The following is a 15385-nucleotide window of genomic DNA, read 5'->3' on the forward strand; positions in this document are numbered from 1 at the left end:
GCTTGTCATGCCTCTGCACCGCGTTATTTTCGCGCATGGACATCTCACCTGACCGCATCCTGCAAACCGGCCTCGCTTTCTGGAACGCCAAGGCACTGCTCAGCGCGGTGGAAATGGAGATCTTCACCGAGCTGGCGAAGCATCCGGGTGATCTTGCCACTTTGCAGGGGCGTCTGGGCCTGCATCCGCGCGGGGCGCGGGATTTTCTGGATGCGCTTGTCGCGCTTCGCTTCCTTCAACGCATCGACGGTGTTTACAGCAACACGCCTGAGACGAGCCTGTTTCTCGACAAGGCAAAGCCGTCCTACATAGGAGGCATTCTGGAGATGGCGAACCATCGTCTTTATCCGTTCTGGGGCGGTCTGACGGCAGCCGTGCGCACGGGTGAATCCCAAAACGAGTCCAAAGGCGGCCATGATCCGTTTGCCGCGATTTACGCTGATCCAGCGCGGTTGCGTGAGTTCCTGCGGGCGATGTCTGGTGTCAGCCGGGGCGCGAACATGGCCATCGCGCGGAAGTTTCCCTGGTCGCAGTATCAAAGCTGCGCGGACATCGGCACGGCGCAGGGAGACCTCGTCACCCAGATTGCCCTGGCGAACCCGCATTTGAAGGGACTGGGCTTTGATCTGCCGGAAGTGGGTCCGGTGTTTGAGGATTATGTGGCCGCGAACGGGCTGGCCAGCCGCGTGAGCTTTGCGGGCGGCAGTTTCTTCACTGATGCGCTGCCGCAGGCCGATGTGCTGCTCTTTGGTCACATCCTACACGACTGGGATCTCGACACGAAACGCATGCTGCTGCGCAAGGCGCATGCCGCGCTGCAGTCGGGCGGCGCGGTGGTGGTCTATGACGCCATCATTGATGACGACCGCTCGCAAAACGCCTTCGGCCTTTTGATGAGCCTGAACATGCTGATCGAAACTCCCGGCGGGTTTGATTACACCGGCGCGGACTGCATCGGCTGGATGCAGGAGGCCGGGTTCAAAGACTGCCGCGTCGAGCATCTGGTCGGCCCCGACTCGATGGTGATCGGCATCAAATGAGCGGTTGCTCTTCCGGGCCGTCGTCCTCAGGTGCTTTCTCCGCTGGTTTTTCCAGCACCACTAGTTCCGCGCCCTTCAGCAGACGGCAGAACTCCTTTTTTGTGACCTTGTGCAGCGTGCCTTCCTTGGTGAGCGGGTCTTTCATGCGCTTGTACTCGATAGAGAGCCGCGCCCACTCGACGATGCGCAGGTACTCATCGCCCTTTTTCCAAATCTGGCCTTGTTCCAATTTCATCGGTTCCATTAGCTCCCACCGTGAGGCTTTGCCATGAGATTTCCCGCCAAAGGTGTGATGTCCTGTTTGGAAGGCGCTGAACAGCGCGTTCTTTTGCCATGAAGTCCCTCCATTCGGTCATCGCTCTCGCTTTCATGTCCTCGCTGCATGCCCAAACACCTTTGATCAGCAAACCCGCGCCAAAGCGCTGGCCGTCGCAGATCACGAAAGTCGGTATTCCTTGCAGCGATGGCGCGACGCAGGAGGCGATGTGGTTCGCACCGTCCACGACGGAAAAGAAGCCGCTGCTGGTGGGTCTGCACACCTGGAGCAGCAGCTATGCCTCCGCCGGTGGTGACGCGGTGTATGCGGAGTGGTGCGTCGCACAGGGCTGGGCTTTTGTGCATCCTGATTTTCGCGGGCCGAACTGGACGCCGCCAGCGCTCGGCAGTGATCGCGCGGTGCAGGATGTGGTGGAGGCAGTGGCGTGGGCAAAACAGCAGACGCAGGTGGATGAGACGCGGATTTATCTCGTCGGTGTGAGCGGTGGTGGGCACATGGCGATGCTGATGGCGGGCCGACATCCCGAAATCTGGGCCGGGGTGAGCGCGTGGTGCGGTATCGACGACATCGCCCAATGGCATGCGGAGCACACGAAAAACGGCGTGCCGGACAAGTATGCACAGAACATTGAGGCCGCGCTCGGGCATGCGCCGACCAAAGGCGATCCAGAAGCCTGGAAGCGTTCGCCGCTGAGCTGCTTGAAGCAAGCCGCCGCAGTGCCGCTCGACATCGCGCATGGCATTCACGATGGTCGTGCGGGCAGTGTGCCGTTCACGCATGCGCTGCGGGCCTTCAATGCCGTGGCTGCGGAGGCGGGTCGTCTTGATGCGAACGCCTTCCCGCTGTTTTACGAAACGCAGAAACTGCCGCCAGGCTGGCAGTCTGCTCCACCGGATGCGAGCTATGGTGTAAAAGTTCCGATCTTCCGCCACATCAGCGGCAACACCCGGCTGACGATCTTTGAAGGCGGGCATGAGATCGTGCATCAGGCCGCGCTGAACTGGCTGGCGAAGCAGCGCCGAGGGCAGCCGGTGGTGTGGGACGTGCGTGATTTCATCCCGCTCGATGTCGAGGGCGAAAGTGGCAAATGAGGCGGAGAATGCCTGACATAGGCCCGGATGCTGCTTCTCTGCGCTGCCCTCATGTATTCCTCTGCTGTTCCCTGGAAAGTCCTCTCCTCCAATGTCGCCCTCAGTGTCCTCACGGAGGGATGGAGCCTTGATCAGACATCGCCGGATGAGGCCGAGATTCGCAGCTTCACGGTTGAGGTCTTCTTTGACTCGCCCTTTTTCGCGGTGCCCGTCGTGCAGCTTGGACTCACGGGTTTTGACATCGACCAGCGCGACAGCGCCCGTCTGACGCTCAAAACCGGGCTGATCACCGAATCCGGCTTTCAGGCCATCATCACCACCTGGGCCAACACTCGCGTCTATGCCGCCGAGTTCAACTGGCTGGCGGTCGGACCGTGATCAGACCTTGCGAAAGCACCAGGAGCGGTAGGACAGCTCGCGTGATTTCAGCGCGTCATACACACGCGATCCCGGCAGCCCGGCGAAATCGCGGCCGAGCGAGTGCAGAAAGCCGGGCAGGCGCTGGCAGATGAGCGCCTCGCTGCGTGCAGCGTTGGTTTCCATGCCGCGCAGCACTTCGTCGCGGATGTCGCGGGTTTGTACGATTTGCAGCGGCGCTTGGCCCATGGCGACGTCCCATTCGGCGAACTGATCGCGAAAACGAAAGTCGGCATAGAGAAAGTAGCCGCCGGGCCTCAGCACCCGCGCCACCTCGGCCAGGAAGCCGGGGAAATCGGGGTAGCAGTGCGAGGCCTCGACATTGATCACCGCATCGAGCGATTCGTCAGGGAATGGGAGCTTTTGCGCATCACCTTGTTTGAAACTGAGTCCGGGCACCCGATGGCGCTGCTGGCAGAAGGCGATGCCGGTGGGATTGAGGTCGAGGCCGGTGTAGCTGGCAGGCTGCAACGCGCGCGTGAGCCACGAAGCGCCGCCGCCGTGGCCGCAACTCACTTCCAGCACGTCTTTGCCGCGCAGATCGGCCTGCGTGGCGACGTGATGATAAAGCTGGATGCAGGCGCGGTTCGGCTCGTCCTCGGGATCGAGCTTCAGACCGACTGGCGGGTCGGTTTCAAAGGCGTAGTTGAGAAACAGCACCTCCTCACCCCGTAGGCGGCGTGTGAGAAAGGGATACCAGAGCCGCCAGATGGCCTTGCGGACAGTCGGGAGGGAGAAGAGGCGTTCGAGGAGTGACATGAGAGGAGTGATTCAATGACGCACAGCCGATCCATGCCGTCCGCCGCCTGATTACTTCGCCGCAGCATTCCAGACCTTCAGGTCATCAAAGAAGCCGTCTTTGCCTGCGATGCCGAGTTCGATTTTCGATTTGGTGGCATGGGCGATGCCGGAGGATTTCAAAAACGCGGCGGGCTTGCCATCAATCGTGACGCGCATCTCATCGCCGACGGTTTCGACGACGAGCGTGTACCACTTGCCGGTTTCGAGCTTGGCCGGGTAAGTCACTTGGCGGCCCTTCAGCAACGCGGCGACCTCGGCCTTCTTGGCGGGATCGTTGCGCATCTCGCGGATGTCGTTGCGCATGCCGCCATCGCGTTCGTCGATGATGGTTACTCCATTGAGGCGCACCTGGGCGCGGCAGAGATGGCCGTAGTGCGCGCCGGTGTATTTGCGGTCGTCGAACTCGACATCAATCATCGTCGCGCCTTCAAAACGGATCTTGCACTCGACGACGCTGTCCTTGGTGGGGATTTCCAGGCCATGCACGGCCGCGTGCGCTTTGGTGACAGACTTGCCATCGGCGGAAGGAACGTCCTTGTCGCGGGTTTGAGTGCCTTTCAGCGCGCCGTTTTCGACAGCGAAGGTCGGAACGACCTTGTGCCAGACCTTGGCCGGTTCGCCGCCTTCGAAGTCATCGGAAAACAGCAACTCTTTCTTCACCGAGATCGGCTTGGAGGGAATCTTGGGCAGGTCGGCGGCGATGGCGGCGGTGGCGACGAAAACGAGAGGAGCGAGGAAGCGTGTGATCATGGCGGTTGGGGCAATGGATGACGGCCTTTTAAGCCGTGGCACGGTCAAACACAAGTGAGCGCTTGAGTTCCAGCATGGAGGCGTGTCTGGTGGTTTCCTATGAGCCAGCCTGCCTGCCCGATGTGCGAGATGAACGATGTTTTGGACCACTCCGACCGCTTTGAGTGCATGACCTGCGGGCACGAATGGCCCAAGGAGGCCGCGGCGGATGAACCGGACGCCGAGCGTGTCGTGAAGGACGCCTACGGCAACGTCCTCGCCGATGGCGACATCGTGGCGATGATCAAGGACATCAAACTGAAGGGCTCCTCGGATGTGCTCAAAGTCGGCAGCAAATCCAAGCCAATCCGTCTTGTGGACGGCGATCATGAAATCTCTTGCAAAATGGACGGGGTGCTGATCGGCCTGAAAGCCTGCTTTGTGAAGAAGGTCACAGCGTAGAAAGTGAAGCGCCAAATTTCTTGCGCGGAGATGGTTTTCGGCGACTCATCGCGCCGATGAAACTCACTGCATTCCTCCACATCGCCGTCTTGCTGGCTTGTTCCGCGATTGCCCGTGCCCAGAGCGACACGGCGCATCACCGGGCGGTTTACAACGAGATCAACGAGAAGGAGACATCCTTCAAGAAAGTCACCGCCGTTCATAAAGATGAACCGACGGAGTTTGCGCTGACCGGCTTCATGGATGGCGGCGAGGTGAAAAAGATCATCGCGGTGTGCGGCGACGACGGCGCTGGCCTCACAGAGTATTACCTGGAGGGCGAAAAACCGCTCTTTGTCTTCAACACCTACTTTACGGGGGCCGAGGGCGCGAAAAACAAGCCCAAGGTCGAGGAGCGCCTCTATTTCAAAAACGGCAGCATCTTCAAGTGGCTCACGACCGAGAAACCCGCGCCGGTTTTCCACGGCGAGGACTACCAGGCCACCACGGAGCTTTACACGACGAACTGCGAGGCCTTCGTGGCCGCGTTGAAGAAGGGTAAAGCCGCTGGCAAGCCACAGGCGGCGGCCAAGCTGACGGATGGCACCTTCCTCGGCGTTGAGGAGGGTGATTACTTCCACTGGAAGATGCGCACAGCGGATGGTGACGAGATTTCCTACTTCATCCTGAAACCTGACGCCACCGTGGACAAGGTGCTCGAAAATCCCGCCACCTATGCGGGCAAGAAGTGCCGGGTGACGTGGAAAAAATCCACCGAGAACATCCCCGAGGCCGGTGGCAAGATGGAGATCGAGCAGATCCTCAGCGTGCAGTGGCTTGGAAAGAAATAGCTTTCCTGTTGCCAATCCAGCGCGGGTGAGCGGAACGTACCGTCATGGCTTCTCCTGAAAATGTCCAGCTCGCCGCCAACTTCGGCCTCTTCATGCTTGCCGCAGGAGGCCTTGGACTGATCAGCGGCACGACTTTGGCCCGCAGCGGCATGGTGCGGCGCGCTGACAAGCCGGGGGAGTTTTACACCACCTGCATCTGCCACCTCACCGTCGGGGCGTTCTGCTACTTCGGGCAGTTCTTCGCGCAGACGGCGTAGGTGTGGGAGTTGGTGCAAAAGCATCGTCCTTGAGGCCGTAGGCTCTCATCACCATGCGCCCATCTTCCATCTCCCGTCGTTCGTTTCTGAAAACAGGCTCCGCCTTCATGCTCGCACCTCTCCTGGGTGCGCAGGCGGTGGAGAAAAACGGCCGAGTCATGGCTTATGTGGGCACCTACACCTCGCCGCTGAAGAACATGAAGGCCACGCAGGTCGATCTGCCGCCTGGGAACGGGCGCGGCATCCATTTGTTTGAAGTGGATCGTGCCACCGGGGCGATGACGCCCGCAGGTGTCTATGAAATGGGCACCAGCCCGAGCTGTCTGGCCTTCAATGCCGACAAGACACGTCTTTACTCCGGGAATGAGACCGAACGTGTCGGCGAGAATGAATCTGGAACCGTCAGCGCTTTCGCGATTGATCCGAAAACGGGCGATTTGAAGCTGCTGAACACCGTCAGCTCCGGTGGCAAAGGTCCGGCGCACCTCAGCGTGCATCCGGGCGGGAAGTTTGTGCTCGTGGCGAACTACTTCGGTGGTTCCGTGGCCGTGCTTCCGATCAAGGCCGACGGCAGTCTCGGCGAAGCGACGGATGTGAAGAAGGACGTGGGCAAGATCGGCCCGACGAAGGCCACGAACGCGCCTCCCGGCAGCTTTGCCATCAGCGGACACGATCAGACGCATGCGCACATGATCGAGGCCGATCCTTCGGGAAAATTTGTCATCCACGTCGATCTCGGGCTCGACCAAATCCTCGTGTGGAAGTTCGACGCGGAAAAAGGCACGCTTACGCCTGCCGAAACGCCCTTCGTTTCGCTGCCGCCCGGCGACGGGCCGCGTCATTTCGCCTTCCATCCTAACGGACGTTGGTTCTACTCGATTCAGGAGGAAGGCTCGACGGTCGTGTTGTTTGACTTCGAGGCGCAAACCGGCCGCCTCACTTCCCGTCAGACGATCTCCAGCCTGACGCCGGGTTATGCAGGCAGCAATTTCTGCTCCGAGATCATCGTCTCCGCTGACGGGAAGTTCGTCTATGCCGGCAACCGTCTGCACGACAGCATCGGCATCTTTGCCATTGGAACGGACGGCACACTCACCTTTGTGACCGAGGAGTGGACGCATGGGGATTACCCCCGCAGCTTCACCTTCGATCCGACCAACAGCTACCTCTACTGCTGCAACCAACGCGCGGACCATATCGCCGTCTTCCGCGTGGACAAGAGCACCGGCAAACTGGCCTTTACGGGCCACTACACGCCGGTCGGCAATCCTTCGCAGATCGTCTTCCGCGACTTTGCGAAATAACAGTGCGGCTGGGCCTCGCGGTCGCATTCCGTTGATAGACCTCGGAGAGGTGGTCGTTCGTGATGGCCCCTCAATGAAGCTCCTCGTTCGCATCAGCGCCCTTCTCTGTTTCTCGTCCTGTCTCCAGGCCGCCGAGGCTCCGCTGGCTGATCCTGACCTGCCGCAGCCGATTGATTTCAGTTTTGCGGACGATTTGCTGATGCATTCGCCCTTCACGCGTGCCGTGAATCTGGAGAAATCACTTCAGCTCACCGGCATCGCCTACGTCGATGGGCGACCGGTGGCCACGGTACTGAACACGGAGACCAAGCAGCGCTTCGTCGTGACCGAGGAGCCAAACGCGCAGGGCTGGCAGCTCATGACGGCCAGTGCCGGAGCGGACATGCACCAAACCCAGGTCGAGATGAAGGTGGGAGACGAGATCATCGCCATGCATTACCAAGGACAGCAGCTTTCCCCAGGAAGCACAGGGAAAGGCGGCGCAAAATCCCAAATGGCCGGCTCTGGCAAGAAGGACGGCGACAAAGTGAAGCCGTCGTCGTTTCTAGGCGAGCAAGGTCGCGAACTTTACTCCTCCCTCTCTCCGGATGCGCGCGACAAGTTCAAAGACCTCATGAAGTCGCGCCTGGAGAAGCACCCAGAGCTCACGCCTGAGCAAAACTCGGACTATGCGCAGAAGGTGTTTGCCAAACTCAAGGCGACTGACCCAGCGTCCGCAGGTGGTGCCAAAGCGCCCAAGCCGCCGAAGAAGAAGCAGGGAGCCTGATGCTGCGCCCGGGCGCAGACTGGATTTCGCTTTGCCAAACGAGCCGTCTTCCGCAACGATCCATGCCTTCAAACAATCCCCGACGATGCGGAGCCAGAAACAAAACAACAAAGCGCCACGCCCTTTCAAGAACAAGAATTCCGGCCGTGACTGGTCCGGCGGCAGCGGGAGCGGTGGATTTATCCCCGGCCGCAAAGTGGTTCCTAGCGTGAAGAAGCCGGATATCTCTCCGACACCCCAAACACCGCTCCAAGAGCTGGCGGACTGAATCAGCGGACCATCATCCAAAGGGTGCTGGCGCCGTGGCCCGGCGGGAAGTCCACTTCTGCTGCCGTGCGCGTGTAATCCGTGGCCCGGCGCTTGATCTTCGCGCAGGCGCGGGCCTGACGTTCCAGGACGGTTGGATTGAGTTTCGTGCAGTTGGTGGAAAGCAGGATCGCGCAGGTGGGGCCGGCCACCTCCAGCGCGGCGAGCATCAGATCTTCAAAATGCTGCTCCACCTGCCACCGGCGGCCGTTGTTGCCGCGTGAGAACGTCGGCGGATCGAGGATGATGGCATCAAAACGCTCGCCGCGATGCCCAAGCTTCGGCAACAGCTCCAGCGCATCATCATTGATGAAACGATGCCCCGCCGCCTCGATGCCATTGAGGGCAAGGTTCTGTTTGCCACGGTCCAGCGACTTGCGAGACAGATCCACGCTCACTGTCTCCGCGCCCACGAGGGCTGCCACCACACTGAAACTGCAAGTGTAGGCAAAGGTGTTCAGCAGCCGCTTTGGACGCAGCGTTTTGAGCATGGCACGATTGGCGCGTTGATCCAGAAACAAGCCGTGGCTGTAACCCGTGCCGAAATCCAGGCCATAACGGATGCCCGCCTCTGTTACCACGGTTGTGATCGGCAAGGAGGCATCGCCTGAGCGAAGAATGGGCGACACGCGTTCGTGATTTTTCAACGGCAGAAACCGCGTGAAGACTCGCGCAGGTGTCCACTGCGCCTGAGCGCTCCATGCCTCCAGTCCAGCGGCCAGTTCGGCCAGCACCGCGTCATTCTTGTGCGAGATCATCGCATCATCGCCCAGTCGCTCCACCCAGCCCTCCGAACCCGAGGCCAGCCGGTGAGCATTTGTGCCAGCCGCTTCAAAGGCCGCACGTTCTCCCGCCGCAATCCAGGTGGTGGGTTGGCTGGCATGGCTGCGGGAGGAAAATGCGTTCACCCGGCAACGCCTGTCGCAGGACTGCTGCCCAAGCAACACATCCTCGTGAGTGGGCGCGGATTTTTCGGGCGTGAAATTCCTCTTTTGGTAGCGTTTCACAGCAAGCCTCTTCATGAAATCATCCGCCTTCACCCACCTGCCAGTTTTCCTCGCCGCGCTCTTTCTTTCCGTGCTCCCCTCTCATGCGGAGGTGAACAAGGTCGAAAAAATTGGAGAGGATGTCTATTTCCATGAAGGAGAGATCAAACCTTTCGGACACTGCAACAACGGGTGGATCGTGTTTGAGGATTATGTGCTCGTGATTGACGCAAACTTCCCCTCCGGCGCGCGTGTGATCATCCCGAAGATCGAGGCGATCACGGACAAGCCGGTGCGTTTTGCCTTCGACACGCATCATCACGGCGATCACGCGTACGGGAACCAAGTCTGGCTCGAAAAAGGCGCGACTCCTGTGGCGCATGAAAACGCGCTCGCGGAGATGAAGAAATACGAAACGGGACTGTTCGGCGGCAAGCCCGGTCGCTGGGAAGATGCGGCGAAGGGCCGCAAGGATGTCGCCGAGAGCAAGCTCAAGGCTCCGACGCTGCTTTACCGCACCGAGATGATCTTCGATGACGGCAAGCATCGTGTGGAACTGCTGCACTTTGGCACCGCTCATACTCATGGCGACGGCTGGGCCTGGCTGCCCAAGGAAAAAATCCTCTTCAGCGGCGATGCCTGTGTGAACGGCGCCTACAACTACACCGGCGACGGCAACATCGGCGAGTGGATCAAGACGCTGGAAGCCGTCAAAAAGCTTGGTGCGAAAGTGGTCTGCCCAGGCCACGGTCCCATGGGCGGTCCCGAGCTCCTCGAAGACCAGCAGGCATTCTTCATCGCCTTGCAGGATGAAGTGAGGAAGCTTGCTGACAAAGAACCTGCCCAAGTCGAGGCTGCCGTGCCGACCATCATGGCCACGCTGAAGAAAAACGAGCGCATCGCCCGCTACGTCGGCAATTTCCTCCTCGCGCAGGTGGAGAAGGCCTTCATCGAGCAGGGCGGGAAGCCGTTTCCGAAGCCGGAGTTGCCGAAAACGAAGTGATATCGGCCCCTTGCTGTGGAAAGAGCCATATCGACGACGTGCAGTTGCGGGGAGGCAAATAACCACGCTCACGGCTTCGGCGGTGTCGTGCGCGGATCAGGTGCTCCCAATAGTACCCAGGTCTCCAGCAGGGCGATCTCGATGGGCGGGAGCTTTTTCTTCGGCGGCATGGCGCTGTCGGAGTCGTGATGGCGGATGGCTTGGATGAGCAGGCTGTTTTTCAAGTCGCCAGGCTTCACCGCAGGGCCGTTTTCACCACCAGTCTGCCAGCCAATCTTTGAATCCAAGAACAGCTCGCCTTCGCCCTCGTACTCATGCGAATGGCACTTGTAGCAGCGCTTTTCGAGGATGGGCTGGATCTGCGTGCGAAAGAACTGCGCAGGCTCGTAGTAGGCTGGCGGCGGCGTTTCGCCTGCCAGCGGCGCAGTTTGGGTCAGCATGGCGATGAACAGGCAAACCTCAGCTTTCATGAAGGTAATCAACCGAGCGGCTGACGATGCGTCGCCGCCGATCTTGCTCATTTGCGGGCTGGCTTTGCCGGTTTGTAGATCAGCCGCGAGCCATAGAGATACCACTTCTGCGTGTCCGTGGCCCATCCGCGCAGCGTGAAGAGGCCGCAGCGCCAGTAGTGGTCAAAACCGCCGCCATGCACATAGCAGGTGGCCTTGGTGTTGAGGTAGTAGTAGTCGCCGAAGTGCCCGCTGCGCAGCGGCATGCTTTTGCCGGGCGAGGAGTCGAGCCCCTGATAGGTAAAGTCGAGTGGCAGGGCCAACCACGGCACTTTGGGATCGTAGCCGAGGTTCTTCATGAAGTGGACCTCACGCACGCCGCCGATGTCGCCATTGTCATTTTGCAGGAGCTGATTCAGCGCCACGGGGCGATACGCGCCGGTGGTCATGCCGCTGGCATACGCGCTCATGTCATCGCAGATGTAGGCGCGGCCGTTGGAGAGGTTCACACCGTCAATGAAGCACCACAGATTGCCCCAGAGGTTTTCCATGTGGCGGCACTTCACCGCGCAACGGTAGCTCTCATACGGCGGGCTGCCGTGAAAGTCGCCATGGCTCGAGTGGCCAGGAATCGCGTCCGCCCAACCGGTCTTCTGCGCGGAACCTCCGAGACACATGTCCGTGGTCGTATCCACCGGCTCGCCATCAAAGTGGAGTGATACGAAGCCCGGCTCGGGCTCGTCGAGCTTGATGGCGGTCAGCGTGCGCCCGGCGAGCAGCACGTCGCCTGATTTCTCATGGCTGGTGATCTGAATGGCACCGCCGACGAAGATGCCTTCCTCAATCTTTCTCACGGTCGCTGGCTTCGCAGGGTGCGTGATGAGGCGATTCGCAGCACGCTCGGGCTGCACGCAGCGATGCGTCTGGTGCGGTTGCAGCAGTTTGCCCCAGCCATTGCCGAGCGCCCGCTGGGAGTTCCGGTCCGCATGCTCGATGAGGTAAAGATTTTGCAGCAGGAGGAGCGTGCGCAGGTCCATGGTGCCAAAGCCGGGGCCGTTGGCCCGTGCGTGTTCACGGTACTGCACTCGTGTCTTGTCCGGATTCGGATGCACGCCGGAGACGGACTGCATTTTGCCATCCGAAGCGATGAAGGCCTCATACGCGCCCACATACACATGATCCACCTCACGCCCGGCCTCGACGAAGGCCGGATCAACGACGTAGCCCGGCCGTGGTTCCGCCGAGATCCAGCGGGACTCGTGTCCCTCGCTCACCACGCGCCTCATGTGGTGTTTTGGAATCTCCACCATCACGTTTCCTTGTGTGGCAGCGCCAAACTCGGGCTTGCCGCTGTAACACACCTTTATGGAGCCATCTGGACGCGTGATGAGCTTGCACAGCTTCATCTGCGACCACGGGAAGACCTGATCAAAATCCTTCGCCGTCAGTCCGGCCGCCGCGCCAAGCCTTTCGCAAGGCAAATCATAGTCCGCGACCTCATCCTCGATCAGCTTCCAGCGAACGCCGTGTTCAGCGCCCAGGGCAGGGGACTTGCCTATGATCCATGAGATGGAAAGCAGTGCCAGCAGCAGCGGCGCGTGAAGTCGAGGGGCGGACATCACTTCTTCTCCACAGTCAGGGGAATGCTGATCACCAGACCGGCAAAACGTGGCGACTTTGGAGGGTCCGAGAACATCTTGGTGTGGCAGCCGACACAACTGGAGTGCAGTGGAATCACCGTGGCTCGTCGATACACCCTCTGGGTGACGAGTTCGTATTCCTCCTTGCCGGCGGCCAGCTCGGCCGCGGCCTTTTTCTCAAACGTGGTCGTCGGCTCATGGTCGAGGTTCATCGCCTTGGTGTTCACGGCGATCCAGTTCGCATGGCCGCCTGATCTCCCGGCCATTTCCTCAAACACGTCTTCCATGGCACGGGCAGGCAGGACCGCGCCCTCCCGCCGAAAGTAGTGCCGATGCATCACCTCCAGCGTGGTGGTGTAAACATCATGCATCAGTTTCGCCCGCTCGCGTGCCGACGCGACCACAGCCTCGGAGGGCGCGGCGGCGGCAGTCATCGGTTTCTTGGCTGGTGGCGTCTTCGTGCTCTCGCTGACATCCTGCCCAAACAAAACGCCTGCGGCCACTCCGGCCCCGGCGAGGCAGGCCAGGAGCCGACTCGTGCCAGCCAAGCCTTCGAATAATCCGGCGCGGTGTTTTTTGGGGTGTGTGGGAGGGTGCATGAGCGGAATTCCAGCCATGAAACAACGCTCCTCCCAGCCGCCCTTTTCCGCCTCTCCTGTCCTGGTCTGACCGTCTCTTGTGGATGCGTTAAGGTGGAATGATCTGGCTGATGCTGGACAAAGGCCGACCAGTTGGCGAGATAACGCGCTTTCTTCATCGCATGCTCAGCGCGTCTTCTTTCTTTCGTGTCTTGTTTGGCCTCAGCGGTGCTCTGGGATTGATTTTCACTGGCTGCATGACCTCTGGGACGTCTTCTTCCTCCGCTGGCGGGGATTTGCCCGCCTTGATGGTTGAACGCCTGGCTGGATGGATGAGGTGGCGCAGGTCAAACAGGCCCGTTCCATGCCGGTGACGGATGCGAAGCGGGAAGCGGAGCTGCTCGATGCCATGGAGCGCTTGGGAGCCGAGTCTGGTCTGCCCGCCGCAGAGGTGCGGGCGTTTTTCTCCGGCCAGATCTCTGCGGCCAAGCTGTGCCAGGAGGAATGGCTGAAGCGTCATGCAGGTGTGAAGCCCTTGAACCAGGCCGTCGCGGATCTTGGCACGACCGTAAGTCCGGCCTTGGATGCCTTGGGCCGAAAGATGATCCGCGCCTTGGCCGCACCCACTTCTCCTGAAGAGCGATCTCGATGGGCGGGAGTTTTTTCTTCGGCGGCATGGCGCTGTCGGAGTCGAGGTGGCGGACGGCCTGGATGAGCGGGTTGTTCTTCAAGTCGCCGGGCTTCACTGCCGGGCCGTTTTCGCCGCCGGTTTGCCAGCCAATCTTGGAGTCCAAGAACAACTCGCCCTCGGCCTCATGATCGCGCGAGTGGCACTCGTAGCAGCGAGTCTGGAGGATCGGCAGGAGCTGGACGCGGAAGAACTGGTCCGGCTCGTAAGCTGTTTTGCTCACTTCACCGGCCAAGGCATCCGCCACTGCCGCCAGAGCGATCAGTGAAAATGCGACGGGCTTCATGTAGATGATAACGACGCCAAGTTCGGCGTCGCTGATGCGAATCTTGTCGGATTGAGAGCCGCCTTTTGCCCTCCGCGGACCTCACACCTTCATCATCTCTCGAATCTCCCTCGTCGCGATTCCAATCGGCCGATCGAGCGGCACGCCTGCACAGCCGAGCATCGTTGTCAGCAAGTCGCCCTGGTTCCCCTTCACCGTGTCGATGAAGCGGCCGGTGTTGATCGTGCCGCCGCCTTTGCCGGCAATGATGAAAGGAAGGTTTTCGCGGGTATGCTTGTTGCCGTCCTCGAGTCCGCTGCCCCACATCATGATGCAGTTGTCGAGCAGCGTGCCGTCGCCTTCGCGGAGGCTGGCCATCTTTTTCACCATGTAGGCGAACTGGTCGATGTTGAACTTCGTGATGGCAGCGACTTTGCGGACCTTCTCGGCCTCGTTGTTGTGATGCGTGGGGCCGTGATGCGTGTCGCTGAAGCCGAGTTCGGGATACGAGACGCCATTCGGTGTGGAGCCGATGTAGGTGCTGACGCGTGTGGTGTCCGTCTGGAAGGCGAGCACGGTGAGGTCGCACATGACCTGCATGTATTCGCTGCGCTTGTCGCCCTCCGGGATTTTCACTTCGATGGGCGGCGAGTCGCTGGCCTTGCGCTTGCTGCTGCTGACACCGGCTTTCTCCAGCGCGGCCTCTTTCTGCCGATACTCGATGGCGGCGATGCGGCGCTCGACGGAGCGCACGCTGTCGAGGTATTCATCGAGCTTCTGCTGGTCGCCGTGCGGTAATTTGCGTCGCAGGTCCTTCGCGCCGCCGATGACGAGATCGAGCATCTGGCGGTCGAGCGGGTCGGTGGCGGCCGTTTTGCCGTTCTGGTCGGTTTTGCCAAACAAACGGTTCAGCACGCTGCGCGGATTGATCTCCGCGGGCATCGCCTGCGTGGGTGAGCGGAAGCTGCAGTGCGAATAGTAGCCTTCATTGAGCCCTTCCTGGTTCTCCTTGTGCGTCTGCGGCATCGTGGCTAGCTCCAGCGAAGGCAGCGCGGTGAGTCCACCCACGTAGTTTGCCATGATCTGATCCGCCGAGATGGTGATGTGGATCTGGTTGCGCTTCGCCGCGTTCGGAAGCGAGGCCGTGAGCCACGTCGAAAGCTCCAGCGCATGCGGAGCGCTGCCAAACGGCGTGATGGGCACTCCCGAGATGCCCTTCATCATGAGGCACTGGTTCAAAATCGGCCGCAGCGACTCCAGCGCGGGCGGTGGCGACTTCAGGAAGCTCTCCGGCGACTTTGGCCAGAACTGATCCATGATCACGCCATGCGGCATGTACATGAAAGCGAGCCGCACCGGCGGCTTGTAGCCCGTCTTGCCTTTGGCCGCGTCCGCCCAGCCCATGGTTTCGAGCAAAGGAAGCCCGAGGGAGGCTCCGAGACCACGCAGGCAGGTGCGGCGGTTGATGAGGTGAGACATGGCAGTGGCGGTGCGGG

19 protein-coding genes and 1 pseudogene are annotated in these 15385 nt (G+C 60.5%); 11 read left to right on the forward strand and 9 right to left on the reverse strand.

What is annotated here, in order from left to right:
- Window positions 1–35: 35 nt before the first annotated feature.
- Window positions 36–1040 (forward strand): methyltransferase, encoded by a 1005-nt coding sequence (locus tag ACILSI_RS04915; protein ID WP_395720733.1) that lies wholly within the window; start codon window positions 36–38, stop codon window positions 1038–1040.
- Here ACILSI_RS04915 and ACILSI_RS04920 read toward each other — a convergent pair.
- Window positions 1033–1275 (reverse strand): hypothetical protein, encoded by a 243-nt coding sequence (locus ACILSI_RS04920; RefSeq protein WP_395720734.1) that lies wholly within the window; start codon window positions 1273–1275, stop codon window positions 1033–1035. The two genes, ACILSI_RS04915 and ACILSI_RS04920, sit on opposite strands and share 8 nt — an antisense overlap.
- A 98-nt stretch (window positions 1276–1373) precedes the next feature.
- Between ACILSI_RS04920 and ACILSI_RS04925 the strand changes: the two genes are divergently transcribed.
- Window positions 1374–2408, forward strand: coding sequence for an alpha/beta hydrolase family protein (locus ACILSI_RS04925; RefSeq protein ID WP_395720735.1), 1035 nt, complete (start codon window positions 1374–1376; stop codon window positions 2406–2408).
- 51 nt (window positions 2409–2459) lie between these two features.
- Window positions 2460–2786, forward strand: coding sequence for an H-type lectin domain-containing protein (locus ACILSI_RS04930; protein WP_395720736.1), 327 nt, complete (start codon window positions 2460–2462; stop codon window positions 2784–2786).
- On the opposite strand, the gene ACILSI_RS04935 is transcribed toward ACILSI_RS04930, so the two are convergent.
- A complete protein-coding gene (locus ACILSI_RS04935) occupies window positions 2787–3584 on the reverse strand; it encodes a phthiotriol/phenolphthiotriol dimycocerosates methyltransferase (RefSeq protein ID WP_395720737.1) in 798 nt (265 codons plus the stop codon).
- A gap of 51 nt (window positions 3585–3635) precedes the next feature.
- Window positions 3636–4376: a hypothetical protein gene (locus tag ACILSI_RS04940; protein WP_395720738.1), complete on the reverse strand. Its 741-nt coding sequence runs from the start codon at window positions 4374–4376 to the stop codon at window positions 3636–3638.
- Window positions 4377–4475: 99 nt separating this feature from the next.
- Here ACILSI_RS04940 and ACILSI_RS04945 point away from each other — a divergent pair, with 99 nt between their 5' ends.
- The 5 genes from ACILSI_RS04945 (at window position 4476) to ACILSI_RS04965 (ending at window position 7974) form a co-directional block, all read left to right on the forward strand.
- Window positions 4476–4817, forward strand: coding sequence for a zinc ribbon domain-containing protein YjdM (locus ACILSI_RS04945; RefSeq protein WP_395720739.1), 342 nt, complete (start codon window positions 4476–4478; stop codon window positions 4815–4817).
- A 56-nt stretch (window positions 4818–4873) separates the two neighbouring features.
- Entirely contained in the window at window positions 4874–5647 is a 774-nt protein-coding gene (locus ACILSI_RS04950; RefSeq protein ID WP_395720740.1) for a hypothetical protein, read from the forward strand.
- 44 nt (window positions 5648–5691) lie between these two features.
- Entirely contained in the window at window positions 5692–5904 is a 213-nt protein-coding gene (locus tag ACILSI_RS04955) for a hypothetical protein (RefSeq protein ID WP_395720741.1), read from the forward strand.
- A gap of 53 nt (window positions 5905–5957) precedes the next feature.
- Entirely contained in the window at window positions 5958–7208 is a 1251-nt protein-coding gene (locus ACILSI_RS04960) for a lactonase family protein (protein WP_395720742.1), read from the forward strand.
- Window positions 7209–7281: 73 nt separating this feature from the next.
- Window positions 7282–7974, forward strand: a complete 693-nt coding sequence (locus ACILSI_RS04965; RefSeq protein WP_395720743.1) for a hypothetical protein — start codon at window positions 7282–7284, stop codon at window positions 7972–7974.
- 269 nt (window positions 7975–8243) lie between these two features.
- On the opposite strand, the gene ACILSI_RS04970 is transcribed toward ACILSI_RS04965, so the two are convergent.
- Complete coding sequence (locus ACILSI_RS04970) at window positions 8244–9302, reverse strand: class I SAM-dependent methyltransferase (protein ID WP_395720744.1); 1059 nt, start codon at window positions 9300–9302, stop codon at window positions 8244–8246.
- On the opposite strand from ACILSI_RS04970, the gene ACILSI_RS04975 reads away from it, so the two are divergent.
- Window positions 9301–10269, forward strand: a complete 969-nt coding sequence (locus tag ACILSI_RS04975; RefSeq protein ID WP_395720745.1) for an MBL fold metallo-hydrolase — start codon at window positions 9301–9303, stop codon at window positions 10267–10269. The genes ACILSI_RS04970 and ACILSI_RS04975 overlap by 2 nt on opposite strands.
- 68 nt (window positions 10270–10337) lie before the next feature.
- Here the strand turns inward: ACILSI_RS04975 and ACILSI_RS04980 are convergent, their stop codons facing one another.
- The 3 genes from ACILSI_RS04980 to ACILSI_RS04990 are packed head-to-tail and all read right to left on the reverse strand — an operon-like array spanning window position 10338 to window position 12957.
- A complete protein-coding gene (locus ACILSI_RS04980) occupies window positions 10338–10739 on the reverse strand; it encodes a c-type cytochrome domain-containing protein (RefSeq protein ID WP_395720746.1) in 402 nt (133 codons plus the stop codon).
- 47 nt (window positions 10740–10786) lie between these two features.
- Window positions 10787–12337 (reverse strand): hypothetical protein, encoded by a 1551-nt coding sequence (locus ACILSI_RS04985; RefSeq protein ID WP_395720747.1) that lies wholly within the window; start codon window positions 12335–12337, stop codon window positions 10787–10789.
- Entirely contained in the window at window positions 12337–12957 is a 621-nt protein-coding gene (locus ACILSI_RS04990) for a DUF3365 domain-containing protein (protein ID WP_395720748.1), read from the reverse strand. Before ACILSI_RS04990 ends, ACILSI_RS04985 begins: the two co-directional genes overlap by 1 nt.
- A gap of 307 nt (window positions 12958–13264) precedes the next feature.
- On the opposite strand from ACILSI_RS04990, the gene ACILSI_RS04995 reads away from it, so the two are divergent.
- Window positions 13265–13651 (forward strand): chorismate mutase, encoded by a 387-nt coding sequence (locus ACILSI_RS04995; RefSeq protein WP_395720749.1) that lies wholly within the window; start codon window positions 13265–13267, stop codon window positions 13649–13651.
- A 10-nt stretch (window positions 13652–13661) separates the two neighbouring features.
- Here the strand turns inward: ACILSI_RS04995 and ACILSI_RS05000 are convergent.
- Window positions 13662–13736, reverse strand: a pseudogene (locus ACILSI_RS05000) (hypothetical protein); the annotation flags it as partial.
- On the opposite strand from ACILSI_RS05000, the gene ACILSI_RS05005 reads away from it, so the two are divergent.
- Window positions 13707–13892, forward strand: a complete 186-nt coding sequence (locus ACILSI_RS05005; RefSeq protein WP_395720750.1) for a hypothetical protein — start codon at window positions 13707–13709, stop codon at window positions 13890–13892. The pseudogene ACILSI_RS05000 and the gene ACILSI_RS05005 overlap by 30 nt on opposite strands.
- Window positions 13893–13991: 99 nt before the next feature.
- Here the strand turns inward: ACILSI_RS05005 and ACILSI_RS05010 are convergent, their stop codons facing one another.
- Complete coding sequence (locus tag ACILSI_RS05010; RefSeq protein ID WP_395720751.1) at window positions 13992–15368, reverse strand: DUF1552 domain-containing protein; 1377 nt, start codon at window positions 15366–15368, stop codon at window positions 13992–13994.
- Window positions 15369–15385 lie beyond the last annotated feature (17 nt).

Origin of the sequence: Prosthecobacter sp. (assembly GCF_044232965.1) — a bacterium.
Classification (GTDB): domain Bacteria; phylum Verrucomicrobiota; class Verrucomicrobiia; order Verrucomicrobiales; family Verrucomicrobiaceae; genus Prosthecobacter.

Bases quoted from the DNA above. Each gene is read 5' to 3' on its own strand.
- ACILSI_RS04915 (WP_395720733.1), top strand. From the start codon at position 36: ATGGACATCTCACCTGACCGCATCCTGCAAACCGGCCTCGCTTTCTGG.
- ACILSI_RS04920 (WP_395720734.1), bottom strand. From the start codon at position 1,275: ATGAAATTGGAACAAGGCCAGATTTGGAAAAAGGGCGATGAGTACCTG.
- ACILSI_RS04925 (WP_395720735.1), top strand. From the start codon at position 1,374: ATGAAGTCCCTCCATTCGGTCATCGCTCTCGCTTTCATGTCCTCGCTG.
- ACILSI_RS04930 (WP_395720736.1), top strand. From the start codon at position 2,460: ATGTATTCCTCTGCTGTTCCCTGGAAAGTCCTCTCCTCCAATGTCGCC.
- ACILSI_RS04935 (WP_395720737.1), bottom strand. From the start codon at position 3,584: ATGTCACTCCTCGAACGCCTCTTCTCCCTCCCGACTGTCCGCAAGGCC.
- ACILSI_RS04940 (WP_395720738.1), bottom strand. From the start codon at position 4,376: ATGATCACACGCTTCCTCGCTCCTCTCGTTTTCGTCGCCACCGCCGCC.
- ACILSI_RS04945 (WP_395720739.1), top strand. From the start codon at position 4,476: ATGAGCCAGCCTGCCTGCCCGATGTGCGAGATGAACGATGTTTTGGAC.
- ACILSI_RS04950 (WP_395720740.1), top strand. From the start codon at position 4,874: ATGAAACTCACTGCATTCCTCCACATCGCCGTCTTGCTGGCTTGTTCC.
- ACILSI_RS04955 (WP_395720741.1), top strand. From the start codon at position 5,692: ATGGCTTCTCCTGAAAATGTCCAGCTCGCCGCCAACTTCGGCCTCTTC.
- ACILSI_RS04960 (WP_395720742.1), top strand. From the start codon at position 5,958: ATGCGCCCATCTTCCATCTCCCGTCGTTCGTTTCTGAAAACAGGCTCC.
- ACILSI_RS04965 (WP_395720743.1), top strand. From the start codon at position 7,282: ATGAAGCTCCTCGTTCGCATCAGCGCCCTTCTCTGTTTCTCGTCCTGT.
- ACILSI_RS04975 (WP_395720745.1), top strand. From the start codon at position 9,301: ATGAAATCATCCGCCTTCACCCACCTGCCAGTTTTCCTCGCCGCGCTC.
- ACILSI_RS04970 (WP_395720744.1), bottom strand. From the start codon at position 9,302: ATGAAGAGGCTTGCTGTGAAACGCTACCAAAAGAGGAATTTCACGCCC.
- ACILSI_RS04980 (WP_395720746.1), bottom strand. From the start codon at position 10,739: ATGAAAGCTGAGGTTTGCCTGTTCATCGCCATGCTGACCCAAACTGCG.
- ACILSI_RS04985 (WP_395720747.1), bottom strand. From the start codon at position 12,337: ATGTCCGCCCCTCGACTTCACGCGCCGCTGCTGCTGGCACTGCTTTCC.
- ACILSI_RS04990 (WP_395720748.1), bottom strand. From the start codon at position 12,957: ATGCACCCTCCCACACACCCCAAAAAACACCGCGCCGGATTATTCGAA.
- ACILSI_RS04995 (WP_395720749.1), top strand. From the start codon at position 13,265: ATGGATGAGGTGGCGCAGGTCAAACAGGCCCGTTCCATGCCGGTGACG.
- ACILSI_RS05010 (WP_395720751.1), bottom strand. From the start codon at position 15,368: ATGTCTCACCTCATCAACCGCCGCACCTGCCTGCGTGGTCTCGGAGCC.